Source organism: Paracoccus zhejiangensis (assembly GCF_002847445.1).
Taxonomy (GTDB): Bacteria; Pseudomonadota; Alphaproteobacteria; order Rhodobacterales; family Rhodobacteraceae; genus Paracoccus; species Paracoccus zhejiangensis.
Map to the genome: position 1 here is coordinate 1,843,343 of NZ_CP025430.1, position 15,668 is coordinate 1,859,010.

The window sequence follows — 15,668 nt, forward strand, 5'->3', positions numbered from 1 at the left end:
GTATACAAGTCCCGCTTACGACGGGACGGGAGCGAAGGAAAGAGTGGCTGGCAGCGGGATCCGTTACCAGAGATTGAAGCCGGTAAAGCTGATAGCGGCCTTGAAGCCGTCGATGAGTTCGACCAGCGGAATGAAGGAGAGAAAGACGAGCGCGTCGAACAGGTTGGATCGCAGCGACCGGGCATTGAACATCACCTGTGTGCGCGTGTGGTAGAGGCGCGGATCAGGGATGAAGAACGGCACCCGCGCTGCATAGGCAGCGTAGTCGGCACCGAAATGGCCGGACAGGAAGGCTGCCTCGCGCCGCGCCGTGATGTAGAGGATTGTCCCCACGACCGAGGCCAGCAGAATGGCAAAGCTGAACGCGCCCAACATCAAGCCGATCCCGAAGGCTGCAACCGTCGAGAAGAAGTAGAGCGGGTTCCGGGTCATCGAATAGGGGCCATCCTGCATGACCTGCGCATTCTTGTGACCGCCGACATAGAGAATGGACCAGAACCGCCCGAGCACACCCGCGATCAGGATCAGGGTGCCGATCGCCTCGATGACCTCGTGCCCCTCGCTATAGAGCGGCAGGTGTGGCGGGACGAACAGCAGGATTGGCAGCACGAGCAGGAAGGCAAGCCGAAGGAGATTGATGCGCTTCTGCTGGTTGACGGCCTGTGCCATGTCGCTTTGTCCCGGTTCGCCGCGTCCCGCGGCATTGCGATGTCGTTGATGTTTTAGCTGCCGCGCCGCGTCTTCTGTCAACGAAATTCCCGTGCCGCGCAGAGCGGATCGCGTGAAAGTCAACGGCGCGAGCGTGAGGAGCGCCTCGGTGACGGAGGCCAAGGCTGAAATCCCCAGCGTACGACCCTGAATTTCCTACGGAGTGCAGATTGGAAAATCTCCCCTGCCCCCAAAACGAAGCAGGCCCGGCTGACTGCCGGGCCTGCTCTCATTTCAACCGATCAAGGATCACTCCTTGTTCGAGACATCCTCGAAGGCCACGTCGATGACCTCTTCCGGGGCCGGCGCGGCCAGGGCAGCGGCGGCCTCGGCTTCGGCGCGGCGGGCTTCGATCACCTCCTGGTCGCGTTCCGAGGCGATGCGGCGCACGCGGGCGGTGGCGCCACCGGTCCCGGCCGGGATCAGCCGGCCGACGATGACGTTTTCCTTCAGCCCGACCAGCTTGTCGCGCTTGCCCTGAACGGCGGCCTCGGTCAGCACGCGGGTCGTTTCCTGGAACGATGCCGCCGAGATGAAGCTGCGGGTCTGCAGCGATGCCTTGGTAATCCCCAGAAGCACCGGCTCGCCCGAGGCGGGTTTGCCGCCCTTGGCCTCGATCTTGGCATTCTCTTCCTCGAACTCGTCGCGGTCGACATGCTCGCCCTTCAGCAGCGTGGTATCGCCGCTGTCGAGGATCTCGATCTTCTGCAGCATCTGGCGAACGATCACCTCGATGTGCTTGTCGTTGATCTTCACCCCCTGCAGTCGATAGACGTCCTGCACCTCGTCGATGAGATAGTCGGCCAGAGCCTCGATCCCCATGATGCGCAGGATGTCATGCGGCGCCGGGTTGCCGTCCATGATGTAGTCACCCTTCTGCACGAAGTCGCCTTCCTGCACCGGGATGTGCTTGCCTTTCGGCACCATGTACTCGACGGCCTCGCGGCCCTCTTCCGACGGCTCGATGGTGATGCGGCGCTTGTTCTTGTAGTCCTTGCCGAACCGCACATAGCCATCGATTTCCGCGATGATCGCGTGATCCTTGGGACGACGGGCCTCGAACAGTTCCGCCACGCGGGGAAGACCCCCGGTGATGTCCTTGGTCCGGGCGCCTTCGCGCGGGATACGGGCGACCACGTCACCGGCCTTGATCTCCTGACCGTCTTCGATCGAGAGGATCGCGTCCACCGACATCGGATAGCTCACCGGGTTGCCCTGGTCGTTGCGCACCGGCTCGCCGTTCTCATCCATGATGATGATTTCCGGCTTCAGATCGCTGCCCTTGGGCGCCGAGCGCCAGTCGGTCACGATCTTCTGGGTCATACCCGTCGCATCGTCGGTCTCGTCGCGGACCGAAAGGCCCGAGAGCAAGTCGACGAAGCGCGCGGTCCCGGCCTTCTCGGCGATGATCGGCAGGGTATAGGGGTCCCATTCGAACATCTTCTGGCCGCGGACGACCTTGTCGCCTTCGCGCACGAACAGTTTCGAGCCGTAGAACAGCTTGTGGTTCACCACCGACTCGCCCTGGGCGTTCTTGATGTGCAGCTGCATGTTGCGCGCCATCACGATCAACTCGCCATTGGCGTTTTCCAGCAGGTTCTCGTTCACGAACGAGACCGTGCCTTCCTGGTTCGCCGCGGTGAAGGACTGCTGCCCACCCTGCGCGATGCCGCCGATGTGGAAGGTCCGCATCGTCAGCTGCGTGCCGGGTTCGCCGATGGACTGGGCGGCGATGATGCCGACCGCCTCGCCGATATTGACCAGCGTGCCACGGGCCAGGTCGCGACCATAGCACATGGCGCAGACGCCGTCCTCGGCCTCGCAGGTGAGCGCGGACCGGATCCGCACCGACTGCACGCCCGAGGTCTCGATCTCGTCAGCCTTGCGCTCGTCGATCAGGTCACCGGCGCGGACGATGATCTCGTCAGTGCCCGGCACCAGCACGTCATCAGCCGCAGTCCGGCCCAGCACCCGCTCGCCCAGGGGCGAGATGACCTCGCCGTCATTGACGGCTGCGGTCGCGGTGATGGCACGGTCGGTTCCGCAATCATGCTCGCGCACGATGCAGTCCTGGGCCACGTCGACCAGACGGCGGGTCAGGTAACCCGAGTTCGCGGTCTTCAGCGCGGTATCCGACAGACCCTTCCGGGCGCCGTGGGTCGAGTTGAAGTATTCAAGAACGGTCAGACCTTCCTTGAAGTTCGAGATGATCGGCGTCTCGATGATCTCGCCCGAGGGCTTGGCCATCAACCCGCGCATCCCGCCCAGCTGTTTCATCTGGCTGACCGAACCCCGCGCACCGGAATGCGCCATCATGTAGACCGAGTTCGGCTCCAGCTCGGCGCCTTCGGCGTCCTTCTTGGTGGCCGAGATCGTCGACATCATGGCATCGGTCACGCGGTCGTTGCACTTCGACCAGGCGTCGACAACCTTGTTGTACTTCTCGCCCTGGGTGATGAGACCGTCCAGATACTGCTGTTCGAACTCTTTCACCTGCTCCTGCACTTCGCCGACGATGTCCCACTTGTTGTCGGGAACAACCATGTCGTCCTTGCCAAAGCTGATGCCGGCACGGAAAGCTTCGCGGAAGCCGAGACCCATGATCTTGTCGCTGAAGATCACCGCCTCTTTCTGACCGCAATAACGATACACCGTGTCGATGACGTGCTGCACGTCCTTCTTGCGCAGCAGGCGGTTGACCAGCTCGAACGGCGCCTTGGCGTTCAGCGGCAGAAGCGTGCCAAGCCGGATGCGGCCGGGCGTCGTTTCAAAACGCTGCATGACCTCGTTGCCGTCCTGATCGATCTGCTTCAGGCGCGCGGTGATCTTGGCGTGCAGATGCACCTCGCCGGCGGCAAGGGCGTGATCGACCTCGTCGGGCGAGGTGAAGACCATGCCTTCACCCTTCATCCCCTCACGCATCATCGACACGTAATAGAGACCAAGGATCATGTCCTGCGAGGGAACGATGATCGGCGCGCCGTTGGCGGGCGACAGGACGTTGTTCGTCGACATCATCAGGACGCGCGCTTCCAGCTGCGCTTCCAGCGACAGCGGAACGTGCACGGCCATCTGGTCGCCGTCGAAGTCGGCGTTGAAGGCCGAGCAGACCAGCGGGTGCAGCTGGATCGCCTTGCCCTCGATCAGGATCGGCTCGAAGGCCTGGATGCCGAGACGGTGCAGCGTCGGCGCGCGGTTCAGAAGAACCGGGTGCTCGCGGATCACCTCGTCAAGGATGTCCCAAACCTCGGGGCGCTCTTTCTCGACCAGCTTCTTCGCCTGCTTCACGGTCGAGGACAGGCCCTTGGCCTCCAGACGCGAATAGATGAAGGGCTTGAACAGCTCGAGCGCCATCTTCTTCGGCAGACCGCACTGGTGCAGCTTCAGTTCCGGGCCGGTCACGATGACCGAACGACCCGAGAAGTCGACCCGCTTGCCCAGAAGGTTCTGGCGGAAGCGGCCCTGCTTGCCCTTCAGCATGTCGCTGAGCGATTTCAGCGGGCGGCGGTTGTTGCCGGTGATGACCCGGCCACGACGGCCGTTGTCGAACAGCGCATCGACCGATTCCTGCAGCATCCGCTTTTCGTTGCGGACGATGATGTCGGGCGCACGCAGTTCGATCAGCCGCTTCAGGCGGTTGTTGCGGTTGATCACCCGGCGATAGAGGTCGTTCAGGTCCGAGGTGGCGAAACGGCCGCCATCCAGCGGAACCAGCGGACGCAGTTCCGGCGGGATGACCGGGATAACGGTCAGCACCATCCACTCGGGCCGGTTGCCAGACTCGAGGAACGACTCGACGATCTTCAGCCGCTTGATGATCTTCTTCGGCTTCAGCTCGCCGGTGGCTTCCTTCAGCTCCTCGCGCAGCTGGTCGGCGGTCGATTCCAGATCGATGTTGGCCAGCATGGTGCGGATCGCCTCGGCGCCGATATCGGCGGTGAAGGCGTCGGCGCCGAACTGGTCCTGCGCATCGAGGAATTCTTCCTCGGTCAGCAGTTGACCATAGCTGAGATCGGTCAGACCCGGCTCGATGACGACGTAGTTCTCGAAATAGAGGATCCGCTCGAGATCGCGCAGGGTCATATCCAGCATCAGGCCGATGCGCGACGGCAGCGACTTCAGGAACCAGATATGCGCGACCGGCGCGGCCAGTTCGATATGGCCCATGCGCTCGCGGCGGACCTTCTGCAGCGTGACTTCAACGCCGCATTTCTCGCAGACGAGGCCGCGATACTTCATGCGCTTGTACTTGCCGCAAAGGCATTCGTAATCCTTGATCGGGCCAAAGATGCGCGCGCAGAAGAGACCGTCACGCTCGGGCTTGAACGTGCGGTAGTTGATGGTTTCAGGCTTTTTCACCTCGCCAAAGGACCAGGCCAGAATTTCTTCCGGCGAGGCAAGCGAGATCTTGATTTCGTCGAACTGCCGCGGCGGGGCCAGCGGGTTCAGCGGGTTGGTGGCGAGTTCCTGGTTCATTATCAAATCCTATGAATCGGCGCGGAAGGAGAGAGGGAAAGGTGGGGTAGAACCCCACCCTACCGGGTGGCGTAGGGTGGGGTTTCACCCCACCACGGAACCAGAGCCGGCTATTCCTCCTCCTCCGCATCCAGGAGTTCCATGTTGAGGCCCAGACCCCGGACCTCCTTGACCAGCACGTTGAAGCTTTCGGGCACGCCGGCCTCGAAGTTGTCTTCGCCCTTGACGATGGATTCATAAACCTTCGTCCGGCCGGCAACGTCGTCCGACTTGACCGTCAGCATTTCCTGCAGGGTATAGGCGGCGCCATAGGCTTCGAGCGCCCAGACCTCCATCTCACCCAGACGCTGACCACCGAACTGCGCCTTACCACCCAGCGGCTGCTGGGTCACAAGCGAGTACGGACCGGTCGAGCGGGCGTGCATCTTGTCATCGACAAGGTGATGCAGCTTCAGGACATACTTCATCCCGACGGTGACCGGGCGGGCGAACTGCTCGCCGGTGCGGCCGTCGAAGACGATGGACTGGCCCGAGGTGTCGAAACCGGCGCGCTTGAGCGCGTCGTTCACGTCAGCCTCCTTGGCGCCGTCGAAGACGGGCGTGGCGATCGGCACACCGGCGCGCACGGTATTGGCGTGCTCGACCAGGGTGTCGTCATCCATGCCTTCGAAGGTCTCGGCATAAAGCTGATCGCCATAGCCGATCTTCATCGCCTCGCGAACCGGGTTCATGTCGCCATTGCGGCGATAATCTTCCAGCGCCTCGTCGATCTTGATGCCAAGACCGCGGCTGGCCCAACCCATGTGGGTTTCGAGGATCTGCCCGACGTTCATCCGCGAGGGCACGCCCAGAGGGTTCAGCACCAGGTCGACCGGGGTGCCGTCCGCAAGGAACGGCATGTCTTCCATCGGCACAACCTTCGAGACCACGCCCTTGTTGCCGTGACGACCGGCCATCTTGTCCCCGGCCTGAAGCTTGCGCTTCACCGCCACGAACACCTTGACCATCTTCATCACGCCCGGCGGCAGGTCGTCGCCCTGACGGACCTTTTCGACCTTGTCCTCGAACCGGGCTTCCAGCGCCTTCTTCTGGTTGTCGTATTGCTGGTTCAGCGCCTCGACTTCCTTGGCGATGTCTTCCTCGCTCACGGCAAGCTGCCACCACTGGCCACGGCTCAGCGTGTCCAGCAGTTCCTCGGTGATGTCCGAATTGGCCTTCACGCCTTTCGGGCCCTTCACCGCGACCTTGCCGAGGATCAGCGATTTCAGACGCGCATAGATGTTGCGGTCCAGGATCGCCTGTTCGTCGTCACGGTCACGCGCCAGACGCTCGACTTCCTCGCGCTCGATCTGCAGCGCGCGCTCGTCCTTGTCGATGCCGTGGCGGTTGAACACCCGCACCTCGACGATGGTGCCGTAAGCACCCGGCGGCAGACGCAGCGAGGTGTCGCGCACGTCGGACGCCTTTTCGCCGAAGATGGCGCGCAGAAGCTTTTCTTCCGGCGTCATCGGGCTTTCACCCTTCGGAGTGATCTTGCCGACCAGGATGTCGCCCGGTCCGACCTCGGCGCCGATATAGACGATGCCAGCCTCGTCGAGGTTGCGCAGCGCCTCTTCACCGACGTTCGGGATGTCGCGGGTGATCTCCTCGGGCCCGAGCTTGGTGTCACGGGCCGCCACTTCGTATTCGTCGATATGGATCGAGGTGAACACGTCGTCGCGGTGGATCCGTTCCGAGATCAGGATCGAGTCCTCGTAGTTGTAGCCGTTCCAGGGCATGAAGGCGACGACCACGTTGCGGCCGATGGCCAGTTCGCCCTGATCGGTCGACGGACCGTCAGCGATGACCTGACCTTTCTGCACCCGCTCGCCGACCTTGATCAGCGGACGCTGGTTGATGGTCGAGGACTGGTTCGAACGCTTGAACTTGCGCAGACGATAGATGTCCACGCCGGCATCACCCGCGCCCAGATCCTCGGTCGCGCGCACAACGATACGCTGCGCGTCGACCTGGTCGATCACCCCGCCCCGGCGCGCCATGATGGCAGCACCCGAATCGCGGGCCACGATGGCTTCCATGCCGGTGCCGACGAACGGCGCCTCGGCCCGCAGAAGCGGCACGGCCTGACGCTGCATGTTCGAGCCCATCAGAGCGCGGTTGGCGTCGTCGTTTTCAAGGAACGGGATCAGCGCGGCGGCGACCGAGACCAGCTGTTTCGGCGACACGTCGATCAGATCGACCGCATCCACCGGGTTCAGCATGAAGTCGCCCGCCTGACGGGTGCTGACCAGCTCGTTCACGAACTTGCCGTCGGCATCCAGCTGCGCGTTGGCCTGCGCCACGGTATGACGCATTTCCTCGGTCGCGGACATGTAGACCACGTCGTCGGTCACCTTGCCCTCGATCACCTTGCGGTACGGGGTTTCGATGAAGCCATACTTGTTCACGCGGGCAAAGGTGGCCAGCGAGTTGATCAGACCGATGTTCTGGCCTTCCGGCGTTTCGATCGGGCACATCCGGCCGTAATGGGTCGGGTGAACGTCGCGAACCTCGAAGCCCGCACGCTCGCGCGTCAGGCCGCCCGGCCCGAGGGCCGAGAGACGACGCTTGTGCGTCACTTCGGACAGTGGGTTGGTCTGGTCCATGAACTGCGACAGCTGCGAGCTGCCGAAGAATTCGCGGACGGCAGCCGCCGCCGGCTTGGCGTTGATCAGGTCCTGCGGCATGACGGTGTCGATCTCGACGCCCGACATGCGCTCGCGGATGGCACGCTCCATGCGCAGCAGGCCGACGCGATACTGGTTCTCCATCAGTTCGCCGACCGAGCGGACCCGGCGGTTACCCAGATGGTCGATATCGTCGATCTCGCCCTTGCCGTCGCGCAGTTCCACCAGGCCGCGCACACAGGCCACGATATCCTCGTGGCGCAGGGTGCGCTGCGTGTCCGGCGCGTCCAGATCGAGGCGCATGTTCATCTTCACCCGGCCAACGGCCGAGAGGTCATAACGCTCGCTGTCGAAGAACAGGCTGTTGAACAGCGCGCTCGCGGCTTCCACGGTGGGCGGTTCGCCCGGGCGCATGACGCGATAGATATCCATCAGCGCGCCATCGCGGCCCATGTTCTTGTCGGCCGCCATGGTGTTGCGGATATAGGGACCAACGTTGACGTGGTCGATGTCGAGGACCGGGATCGAGTCGACATCATTGTCCAGCAGCACCTTCAGAAGGCCGCCCGACAGTTCGCCGTCCTTGTTGTATTCCGCAGTGATCTCGTCGCCGGCTTCGGCATAGATCAGGCCGTTCGCCTCGTTGATGATGTCCTTGGCGACGAAACGGCCGACGATGCGCTCGAACGGGACCAGCAGGTTCACCCGTTCGCCCGATTCCAGCAGCTTCTTGACCAGGCGCGGGGTGACCTTCTCGCCGGCTTTGGTGATCACCTCGCCGGTATCGGCATTGACCAGATCATAGGACGGACGGGTGCCGCGCACGCGCTCGGGGAAGAAGCGGGTGACCCAGCCGCCCTCCTTGCCCTTGCCGGCACGCTGCAGGTTGTAGTCGACGGTGTCGTAGAAGGCATCCATGATGCCTTCCTGATCCATGCCAAGCGCATAGAGCAGCGTCGTCACCGGCAGTTTGCGGCGGCGGTCGATGCGCGCAAAGACCAGATCCTTGGCGTCGAACTCGAAGTCCAGCCACGAGCCGCGATAGGGAATGATGCGGCAGGCGAACAGCAGCTTGCCCGAGGAATGGGTCTTGCCGCGGTCATGGTCGAAGAACACGCCGGGGCTGCGGTGCATCTGCGACACGACGACGCGCTCGGTGCCGTTCACGATGAACGTCCCGTTCTGGGTCATCAGGGGCATGTCGCCCATGTAGACATCCTGTTCCTTGATGTCCTTGACCGACTTTGCGCCGGTGTTTTCATCGACATCGAACACGATGAGACGCAGCGTCACTTTCAGCGGCGCGGCATAGGTCATGTCGCGGGCCTGGCATTCCTCGACATCGTATTTCGGCTTTTCCAGCTCGTACTTCACGAATTCCAGCGTGGCGGTCTCGTTGAAGTCCTTGATCGGAAAGACCGATTGGAAAACGCCCTGGATGCCGTCGCCGTCCTGGTGCTGGGCACCGTCGCCCGAATTCAGGAACAGGTCGTAGCTGGACTTCTGAACCTCGATGAGGTTCGGCATTTCGAGAACTTCACGGATATTGCCATAGTAGCGCCGGATGCGCTTCTGGCCGACATAAGCTTGCGCCATGGGGTCGTGTCACCTTTCGTCTTGGTCGGCACTGATCGTCGGGGCACGACCAGATTCGACCTGCGAATCTCAGGAGTTGCGATTCCATGCCCGCCGCGCGTCCCACCGTGCGGCTCCCGAATCGCGAATACACCCTGAAGGGAGCTCTTGCCATTTAAATACGGAAGAGCGACCTTCAAGACATATTCCGGCGGAAAGTCAACTTTTTTCTACATGGCCGCCCGGACCTCCCCTGCGATCCCCGCGAACGCCGCGAGAAGCGCCGCCCGTGACCCCGCCGGATCATAGACTTCGAGGATTCTCGCCGAGGCCCGGCGCCGCATCGCGTCCAGTGCCGCGGGATCGGCGCGATGGCGCTGAACGACCTCTTCGACCTTGCGCACATAGGCGCCGACATTGCCGTCCGAGATCGGAAATCCCACATCACCGTCGAAATACTCATCGCCGCCCGCGCCGGTATAGCCGATCACCAGGCAACCGCTGGCCATGGCCTCGGCCGGCGGCAGGCCGAAACCCTCGGACTGCGAGAAGGCCAGAAAGACCAGCGCGTCGCGCAGATTGGCCGCGACTTCGGCGCGGGTCATCCCGTCCAGCGGACGGAACTCGAAGTCCTGCAGCTTGCCGCGCATCTTCAGGGCATCCACGATCAGTCTGACTTCTGCGCCACGGCGGCGCGGCATATAGGCAATGACCTGTTTCTTCGCCTCACCGAACGCAAACAGGCTGCGGTCGATGGCCAGCGGAACCCGCAAGGCTGGCGGCAGTCCCAACAGCTCGATCGCGTCACTGCAGATCTGCGAGGTCGCGATGACCGCCTCGAAGTTGCTGGCGATATAGTCGCGGGTCAGGCTCCCGTTGACGAGCCAATCCTGTGCCTGCACCACCAGAACGCGGCGATTTTCCGGGAAAGACCGGATTATCAACTCGGCGGCGAACTCGGGAACCACGATCAGATCGTCGGGACGAACGTTGCGCGCGGACGGGGTCGGTGTCCAGTACCCGGGTGTTCGCAAACGCTGTCGCAAGGGCAGCCAGGCCATCTTTCTGTGCTTCACCACCGGCTCGTAGCCGACGGTCAGGTCATGCGCGATATAGGGGTATGTCTGTCCAGGCTCGTCGCTGAACAACCCCACCGCATAGCCTTCTTGGCCGAGCCATGCCGCCCATTCGAGCAGAACGCCCGCGCCGCCGACCGGCGCATTGATCGCTGGAATGTAAAACAGAATGCGCGACACCAACCGCCCCGGCTAAGGGTTGCCGCCGGCAGAATGCCGGCGGCAGACCGGATTACTTCAGCTCGACCTTGGCGCCAGCCGCTTCGAGCTTCTTCTTCAGCTCTTCGGCTTCGTCCTTGGCAGCAGCTTCTTTGACTTTGCCACCGGCTTCGACCAGGTCCTTGGCTTCTTTCAGGCCAAGACCGGTGATGGCGCGCACTTCTTTGATCACGTTGATCTTGTTGGCGCCGGCATCGGTCAGAACGACGTCGAATTCGGTTTTCTCTTCAGCGGCTTCGGCAGCACCAGCAGCCGGGCCGGCCATCATGACGGCGCCACCAGCGGCGGGCTCGATGCCGTATTCGTCTTTCAGGATGGTTTTCAGTTCCTGGGCTTGCAGCAGGGTCAGGCCCACGATTTCTTCGGCGAGTTTTTTCAGATCAGCCATTTTTCCGTTCTCTCATAAAGGTGTTCCAACGTCGGGTTTCAACCCCACGACGGGATAAGGTTTGCCTCAGGCAGCTTCGCGCTCTTCCAGAGTCGTGAGGATGCCTGCGATGTTCGAAGCAGGCGCGCCAATCGCACCGGCGATGTTCGAGGCGGGGGCGCCAATGCTGGCCACGATCGAAGCAATAAGCTCCTCGCGCGACGGCATGGCGGCCACGGCTTTCACACCGGCCGGATCAAGCGCCGTGTCACCCATTGCACCGCCGAGGATGACGAATTTATCGTTATCCTTGGCGTATTTGTCGGCGACCTTGGCAGCAGCCACGGGGTCTTCCGAATAGGTGAGCACGGTCATGCCCGTCAGGTAGTCGGCGATGCTGGCGCAAGGCTTACCTTCCAGGGCGATCTTGGCGAGCTTGTTCTTGGCAACGCGCACCGCGCCACCTTCTTCACGCATGCGCGTGCGAAGGTCTTGCATCTGCGCAACCGTCATCCCCTCGTAGTGGGCAACCACCACGACGCCAGAGCTTTCAAAGATCTGGCCGAGTTCTTCGACCAGCTGTTCTTTCTGTGCTCTATCCACGGTTTCACTCCAATTTGGGGGTTCCCCCCCAGCTCTCACTTTTCCCACCCGCAAGCGGGCAGGTTCGGGTCCGTAGGGTCAAGATCGCCCGAGGCGAACCTCGGAAAAATGCTTTTCCCCATCTCAGGAAGGACATTAAGCAGGTTTCCCCGCACCCTCCGTCTCGGACAGGACGAGGCCGATGGTCTGGCCCCGTCATCCGCCGGCCCCCGTTCACGCGGGCGCCGGCGAAATTCCTCAGTTGCCGGTGGCGTCGGCGATATCGACCGACACGCCCGGGCCCATGGTCGAGCTGATCGAGACCTTTTTCATATAGGTCCCTTTCGCGCCCGTGGGCTTGGCACGGCCGACAGCCTCGACAAAGGCGCGCAGGTTCTCGGCCAGCTTGTCGGCGCTGAACGACACCTTGCCGATGCCGGCATGGACGACGCCAGCCTTCTCGGCCTTGAACTGGACTTCACCGCCCTTGGCAGCTTCGACGGCCGCTTTCACGTCCATCGTCACAGTACCGACGCGCGGGTTCGGCATCAGGTTGCGCGGGCCCAGGATCTTGCCCAGGCGGCCAACCAGCGCCATCATGTCCGGCGTGGCGATGCAGCGATCGAAGTCGATCTTGCCGCCCTGAATGCTTTCCATCAGGTCTTCGGCGCCAACGATATCCGCACCGGCGGCCTTGGCTTCGTCAGCCTTGGGGCCACGGGCGAAAACGGCGACGCGAACGTCCTTGCCGGTGCCGGCGGGCAGCGTGACGACGCCGCGGACCATCTGGTCGGCGTGGCGCGGGTCAACGCCCAGGTTCATCGCGATCTCGACGGTTTCGTCGAATTTCGCGGTGGCATTGTCCTTGACCAGTTTCACCGCATCGGCGACCGACAGGTTCGACTTGCCGTCGAAAGCGGCGCGGGCGGCGGCTTTTTTCTTTGCGATCTTTGCCATGGCTTAGCCTTTCACCTCGATACCGATCGAGCGGGCCGAGCCCAGGATGATCTTCATCGCCTGATCGACGTCATTGGCCGACAGGTCTTTCATCTTGGCTTCGGCGATCTCGCGCACCTGCTTGACGGTGACGGTGCCAGCGACCGTGCGGCCCGGCTTGTCCGAACCCTTGGCGCGGTTGCGCTTGCCGACCGGCTTCAGGCCAGCGGCCTGCTTCAGCAGATAGGAGGCCGGCGAGGTCTTGGTCTCGAAGGTGAACGACTTGTCCTGGTAATAGGTGATCACCACCGGGACGGGCGAACCCTTGGTCATTTCCTGCGTGCGGGCGTTGAACGCCTTGCAGAATTCCATGATGTTGATCCCGCGCTGACCCAGAGCCGGGCCGACCGGGGGCGAAGGGGTCGCTTCCTGCGCCTTGATTTGCAGCTTCAGGCTGCCGACGATTTTCTTGGCCATCTGGCCCTCTCCTTCTTCATCAGACCCCGAGGGGCCGATTTAGCGGTGCGGCCCGTATCCCGAAGGACCGGAACCTCCCGCAGCGACATCACGCGGTCTTGGAGACCTGCGTGAATTCCAGTTCGACCGGCGTCGGCCGGCCAAAGATCGACACGGTGACCTTGATGCGCGACGAGATCTCGTCGACTTCTTCCACCATGCCCGAAAAACCCTCGAACGGACCGTCGGTCACGTTCACCGTCTCGCCCACGTCGAAGCGGATCAGGTTGCGCGGCGCGGCCTTCTCGCCATCGCTCGTGCGGTGGAGGATGGTGTTCACCTCGTCATCCCGCATCGGCATCGGCTTGCCCTGCGCACCGAGGAACCCGGTCACGCGGTTGATCGAGTTCACCAGGTGATAGGTGCGGTCCGACATGTCCATGTGAACCAGCACGTAACCCGGCATGAAGCGACGCTCGGAGGTCACCTTTTTGCCGCGGCGGATCTCGATCACTTCCTCGGTCGGCACCAGAACTTCGTCGATCAGTTCTTCCAGACCCTTTTCGGCCACGGCCTGACGGATCGCCTCGGCGACCTTTTTCTCGAAGTTCGACAGGACGCTGACGGAGTACCAACGCTTTGCCATGTCTGTATCGGTCCCCGATCTTGAAGGGCGCGGCGCACACACACCAAGCTAACCCGTTGAATTCTTTTTGCCCGGCAAAATTGAAATCGGCGCGCATACCGAATCGATGCACGCCGCGTTCCGGGCAGGTCGCAAGGGCATAGACCCGGCAGCGCGCGAATGCAAGCCCCTGTTAGCCGCTGATCGCCTTGAGGCCCTCGGTCAGACCGAACCGGATGATCAGGTCGACCAGAAAGAAGAACACGCTGGTCAGCGCGGCCATGATCAGCACCATGATGGTGGTGGTGACGACCTCGCGGCGCGTGGGCCAGGTGATCTTGGCGGCCTCGGCGCGCACCTGCGCGATGAACTGGACTGGGTTGGCCACTGAGCGGCTCCTTTGGACGTGCAGGCGGTCAGATAGCGCCTTCGCGCGCGGCTTTCAACCCTGCCCCTGACCCGCATTGCAGGATCATGGGCGTCACAGCAGACGCGAGGTCTGGTAGATCGACAGGGCGCAGATCAGCAGCCCGACGATGACCAGCAACACCCGGTGCGGAATGACGCGGATGACATAGCCGGCCAGCGGTGCGGCGATCAGCCCACCGACGATCAGGCCCAGAATGGCGCTGCCATGCCCGGCCAGCCCATCCTCGCTTTGCCAATGCCCGGTCAGAAGCGCGCCAAGGAAGGCCACCGAGACCGCGAGCGTCAGGAAGAACTCGGCGGTGTTGACGGTGCCGATCACCGGGCGCGGCGCGCCGCCGGTGCCCAGCAGACCGGTCGAGACCACCGGCCCCCAGCCGCCACCACCCGCCGCGTCCATGAACCCGCCGACCACGCCAAGCCCACCGGCAAAGCCGCGCGAATGCTCGCGATACTGGTCGGGATAGTGATAGGCGCGCCAGAGGATATAGAGGCCCATGATCCCCAGATAGCCCGCGACGATCGGACGCATGAAGCCGGCATCGAAGCTGGTCAGCAGATAGGCGCCCAGCACCCCGCCCAGCACGCCTGCGGGCATCAGCGCCCAGAACAGCCGCCAGTTGACGTTGCGATGCCAGACATGGCTGGCGGCGCTGGCCCCGGTGGTAAAGCACTCTGCCGCATGGACCGCCGCCGAGGCCGCCGCGGGCGTCACGCCAAAGCTGAGCAGCACCGAGGAGGACACCACCCCATAAGCCATGCCCAATGCGCCATCGACGATCTGGGCCAGAAAGCCCACCAGCGCGAACAGCAGAAACGAATCTTCCATCTCTCTCTCCCGTGAGATTTGGCAGATAAATCCACAATTCCCATCGGCATGGTAGGATAATGTTCTCTCGCAGGCACTGAATTGCTGTCCCTGCCTGAAAAACAGGCAGTCTGGCTCAGATGAACGAGATCTTCCGTCCGCCGATCATCTCGGCCAGCGATGTGCCTTCCAACAACAGCGCGGTTGTATCGCGCACGGAGATCAGCACCTGCCGGATCTCGCAGGCCTCGGGGGTCTTGCAATCGGCGCAGGGGCCATAGGCGTGTTGGCTGGCACAGGGGGCCAGAGCCAAGGGTCCGTCGATGCAGCGCATGATGGCGGCAAAACTGATCTCGACGGCAGGCCGGGCCAGCCGATAGCCGCCCCCTGCCCCGCGACGGGATGCCACCAGCCCGCCAGCCTTCAGCGCGGCCATCACCTGTTCCAGAAACTTCGCCGGCATCCCTTCAGAGGCGGCAATCTCGGCAACCGATGCCGGCTCGCCCTTGCGGGCAAGATAGGTCATGGCGTGGAAGGCGTAGCGGGCTTTCTGGGACAGCATCAGCCCCGATACGCCCGGCGGCGGATCAGGTCAACGTGGCCGGACAGGCGGTCCGATGTGATGCGGAAAGAGACCTGGCAGGGGCAGGGGGACTCGAACCCACGACCCTCGGTTTTGGAGACCGATGCTCTACCAACTGAGCTATACCCCTGCGGTTCGGCCCTGATAGGGTTTGGCGCGGGGGAC

At 62.8% G+C, this 15,668-nt stretch carries 12 protein-coding genes and 1 tRNA gene; all 13 read right to left on the bottom strand.

Annotated features, from left to right (window positions below; all coding sequences use genetic code 11):
* Positions 1 to 63: 63 nt before the first annotated feature.
* The 13 genes from CX676_RS09015 to CX676_RS09075 all read right to left on the bottom strand — a co-directional run bounded on the left by CX676_RS09015 (position 64) and on the right by CX676_RS09075 (position 15,633).
* Positions 64 to 831 carry a methyltransferase family protein gene (locus CX676_RS09015; protein WP_232816631.1) on the bottom strand — a complete coding sequence of 256 codons (768 nt, stop codon included), beginning with the start codon at positions 829 to 831 and terminating at the stop codon, positions 64 to 66.
* A gap of 126 nt (positions 832 to 957) precedes the next feature.
* Positions 958 to 5,184 (bottom strand): DNA-directed RNA polymerase subunit beta', encoded by a 4,227-nt coding sequence (gene rpoC / locus CX676_RS09020; protein WP_101752320.1) that lies wholly within the window; start codon positions 5,182 to 5,184, stop codon positions 958 to 960.
* Positions 5,185 to 5,294: 110 nt separating this feature from the next.
* The gene (rpoB, locus tag CX676_RS09025; RefSeq protein ID WP_101752321.1) at positions 5,295 to 9,446 is read right to left on the bottom strand and encodes a DNA-directed RNA polymerase subunit beta; all 4,152 of its coding nucleotides are present in this window, start codon (positions 9,444 to 9,446) and stop codon (positions 5,295 to 5,297) included.
* 209 nt (positions 9,447 to 9,655) lie between these two features.
* Positions 9,656 to 10,681 (bottom strand): glycosyltransferase family 4 protein, encoded by a 1,026-nt coding sequence (locus CX676_RS09030; RefSeq protein ID WP_157935890.1) that lies wholly within the window; start codon positions 10,679 to 10,681, stop codon positions 9,656 to 9,658.
* A 52-nt stretch (positions 10,682 to 10,733) separates the two neighbouring features.
* Positions 10,734 to 11,108, bottom strand: a complete 375-nt coding sequence (rplL, locus tag CX676_RS09035; protein ID WP_101752323.1) for a 50S ribosomal protein L7/L12 — start codon at positions 11,106 to 11,108, stop codon at positions 10,734 to 10,736.
* Positions 11,109 to 11,174: 66 nt separating this feature from the next.
* Positions 11,175 to 11,690 (bottom strand): 50S ribosomal protein L10, encoded by a 516-nt coding sequence (gene rplJ / locus CX676_RS09040; RefSeq protein WP_101752324.1) that lies wholly within the window; start codon positions 11,688 to 11,690, stop codon positions 11,175 to 11,177.
* A gap of 237 nt (positions 11,691 to 11,927) precedes the next feature.
* The gene (gene rplA, locus CX676_RS09045) at positions 11,928 to 12,626 is read right to left on the bottom strand and encodes a 50S ribosomal protein L1 (protein ID WP_101752325.1); all 699 of its coding nucleotides are present in this window, start codon (positions 12,624 to 12,626) and stop codon (positions 11,928 to 11,930) included.
* A 3-nt stretch (positions 12,627 to 12,629) separates the two neighbouring features.
* On the bottom strand, positions 12,630 to 13,082 hold the full coding sequence (gene rplK, locus CX676_RS09050) for a 50S ribosomal protein L11 (protein WP_101752326.1): 453 nt from the start codon (positions 13,080 to 13,082) through the stop codon (positions 12,630 to 12,632).
* 88 nt (positions 13,083 to 13,170) lie between these two features.
* Positions 13,171 to 13,707: a transcription termination/antitermination protein NusG gene (gene nusG / locus CX676_RS09055; protein WP_101752327.1), complete on the bottom strand. Its 537-nt coding sequence runs from the start codon at positions 13,705 to 13,707 to the stop codon at positions 13,171 to 13,173.
* A 172-nt stretch (positions 13,708 to 13,879) separates the two neighbouring features.
* Positions 13,880 to 14,074 (bottom strand): preprotein translocase subunit SecE, encoded by a 195-nt coding sequence (secE, locus tag CX676_RS09060; RefSeq protein ID WP_101752328.1) that lies wholly within the window; start codon positions 14,072 to 14,074, stop codon positions 13,880 to 13,882.
* A 93-nt stretch (positions 14,075 to 14,167) separates the two neighbouring features.
* A complete protein-coding gene (locus CX676_RS09065; RefSeq protein ID WP_101752329.1) occupies positions 14,168 to 14,941 on the bottom strand; it encodes a sulfite exporter TauE/SafE family protein in 774 nt (257 codons plus the stop codon).
* 115 nt (positions 14,942 to 15,056) lie between these two features.
* Positions 15,057 to 15,482 (bottom strand): RrF2 family transcriptional regulator, encoded by a 426-nt coding sequence (locus CX676_RS09070; RefSeq protein WP_101752330.1) that lies wholly within the window; start codon positions 15,480 to 15,482, stop codon positions 15,057 to 15,059.
* A 75-nt stretch (positions 15,483 to 15,557) separates the two neighbouring features.
* Positions 15,558 to 15,633, bottom strand: a tRNA-Trp gene (locus CX676_RS09075).
* Positions 15,634 to 15,668 lie beyond the last annotated feature (35 nt).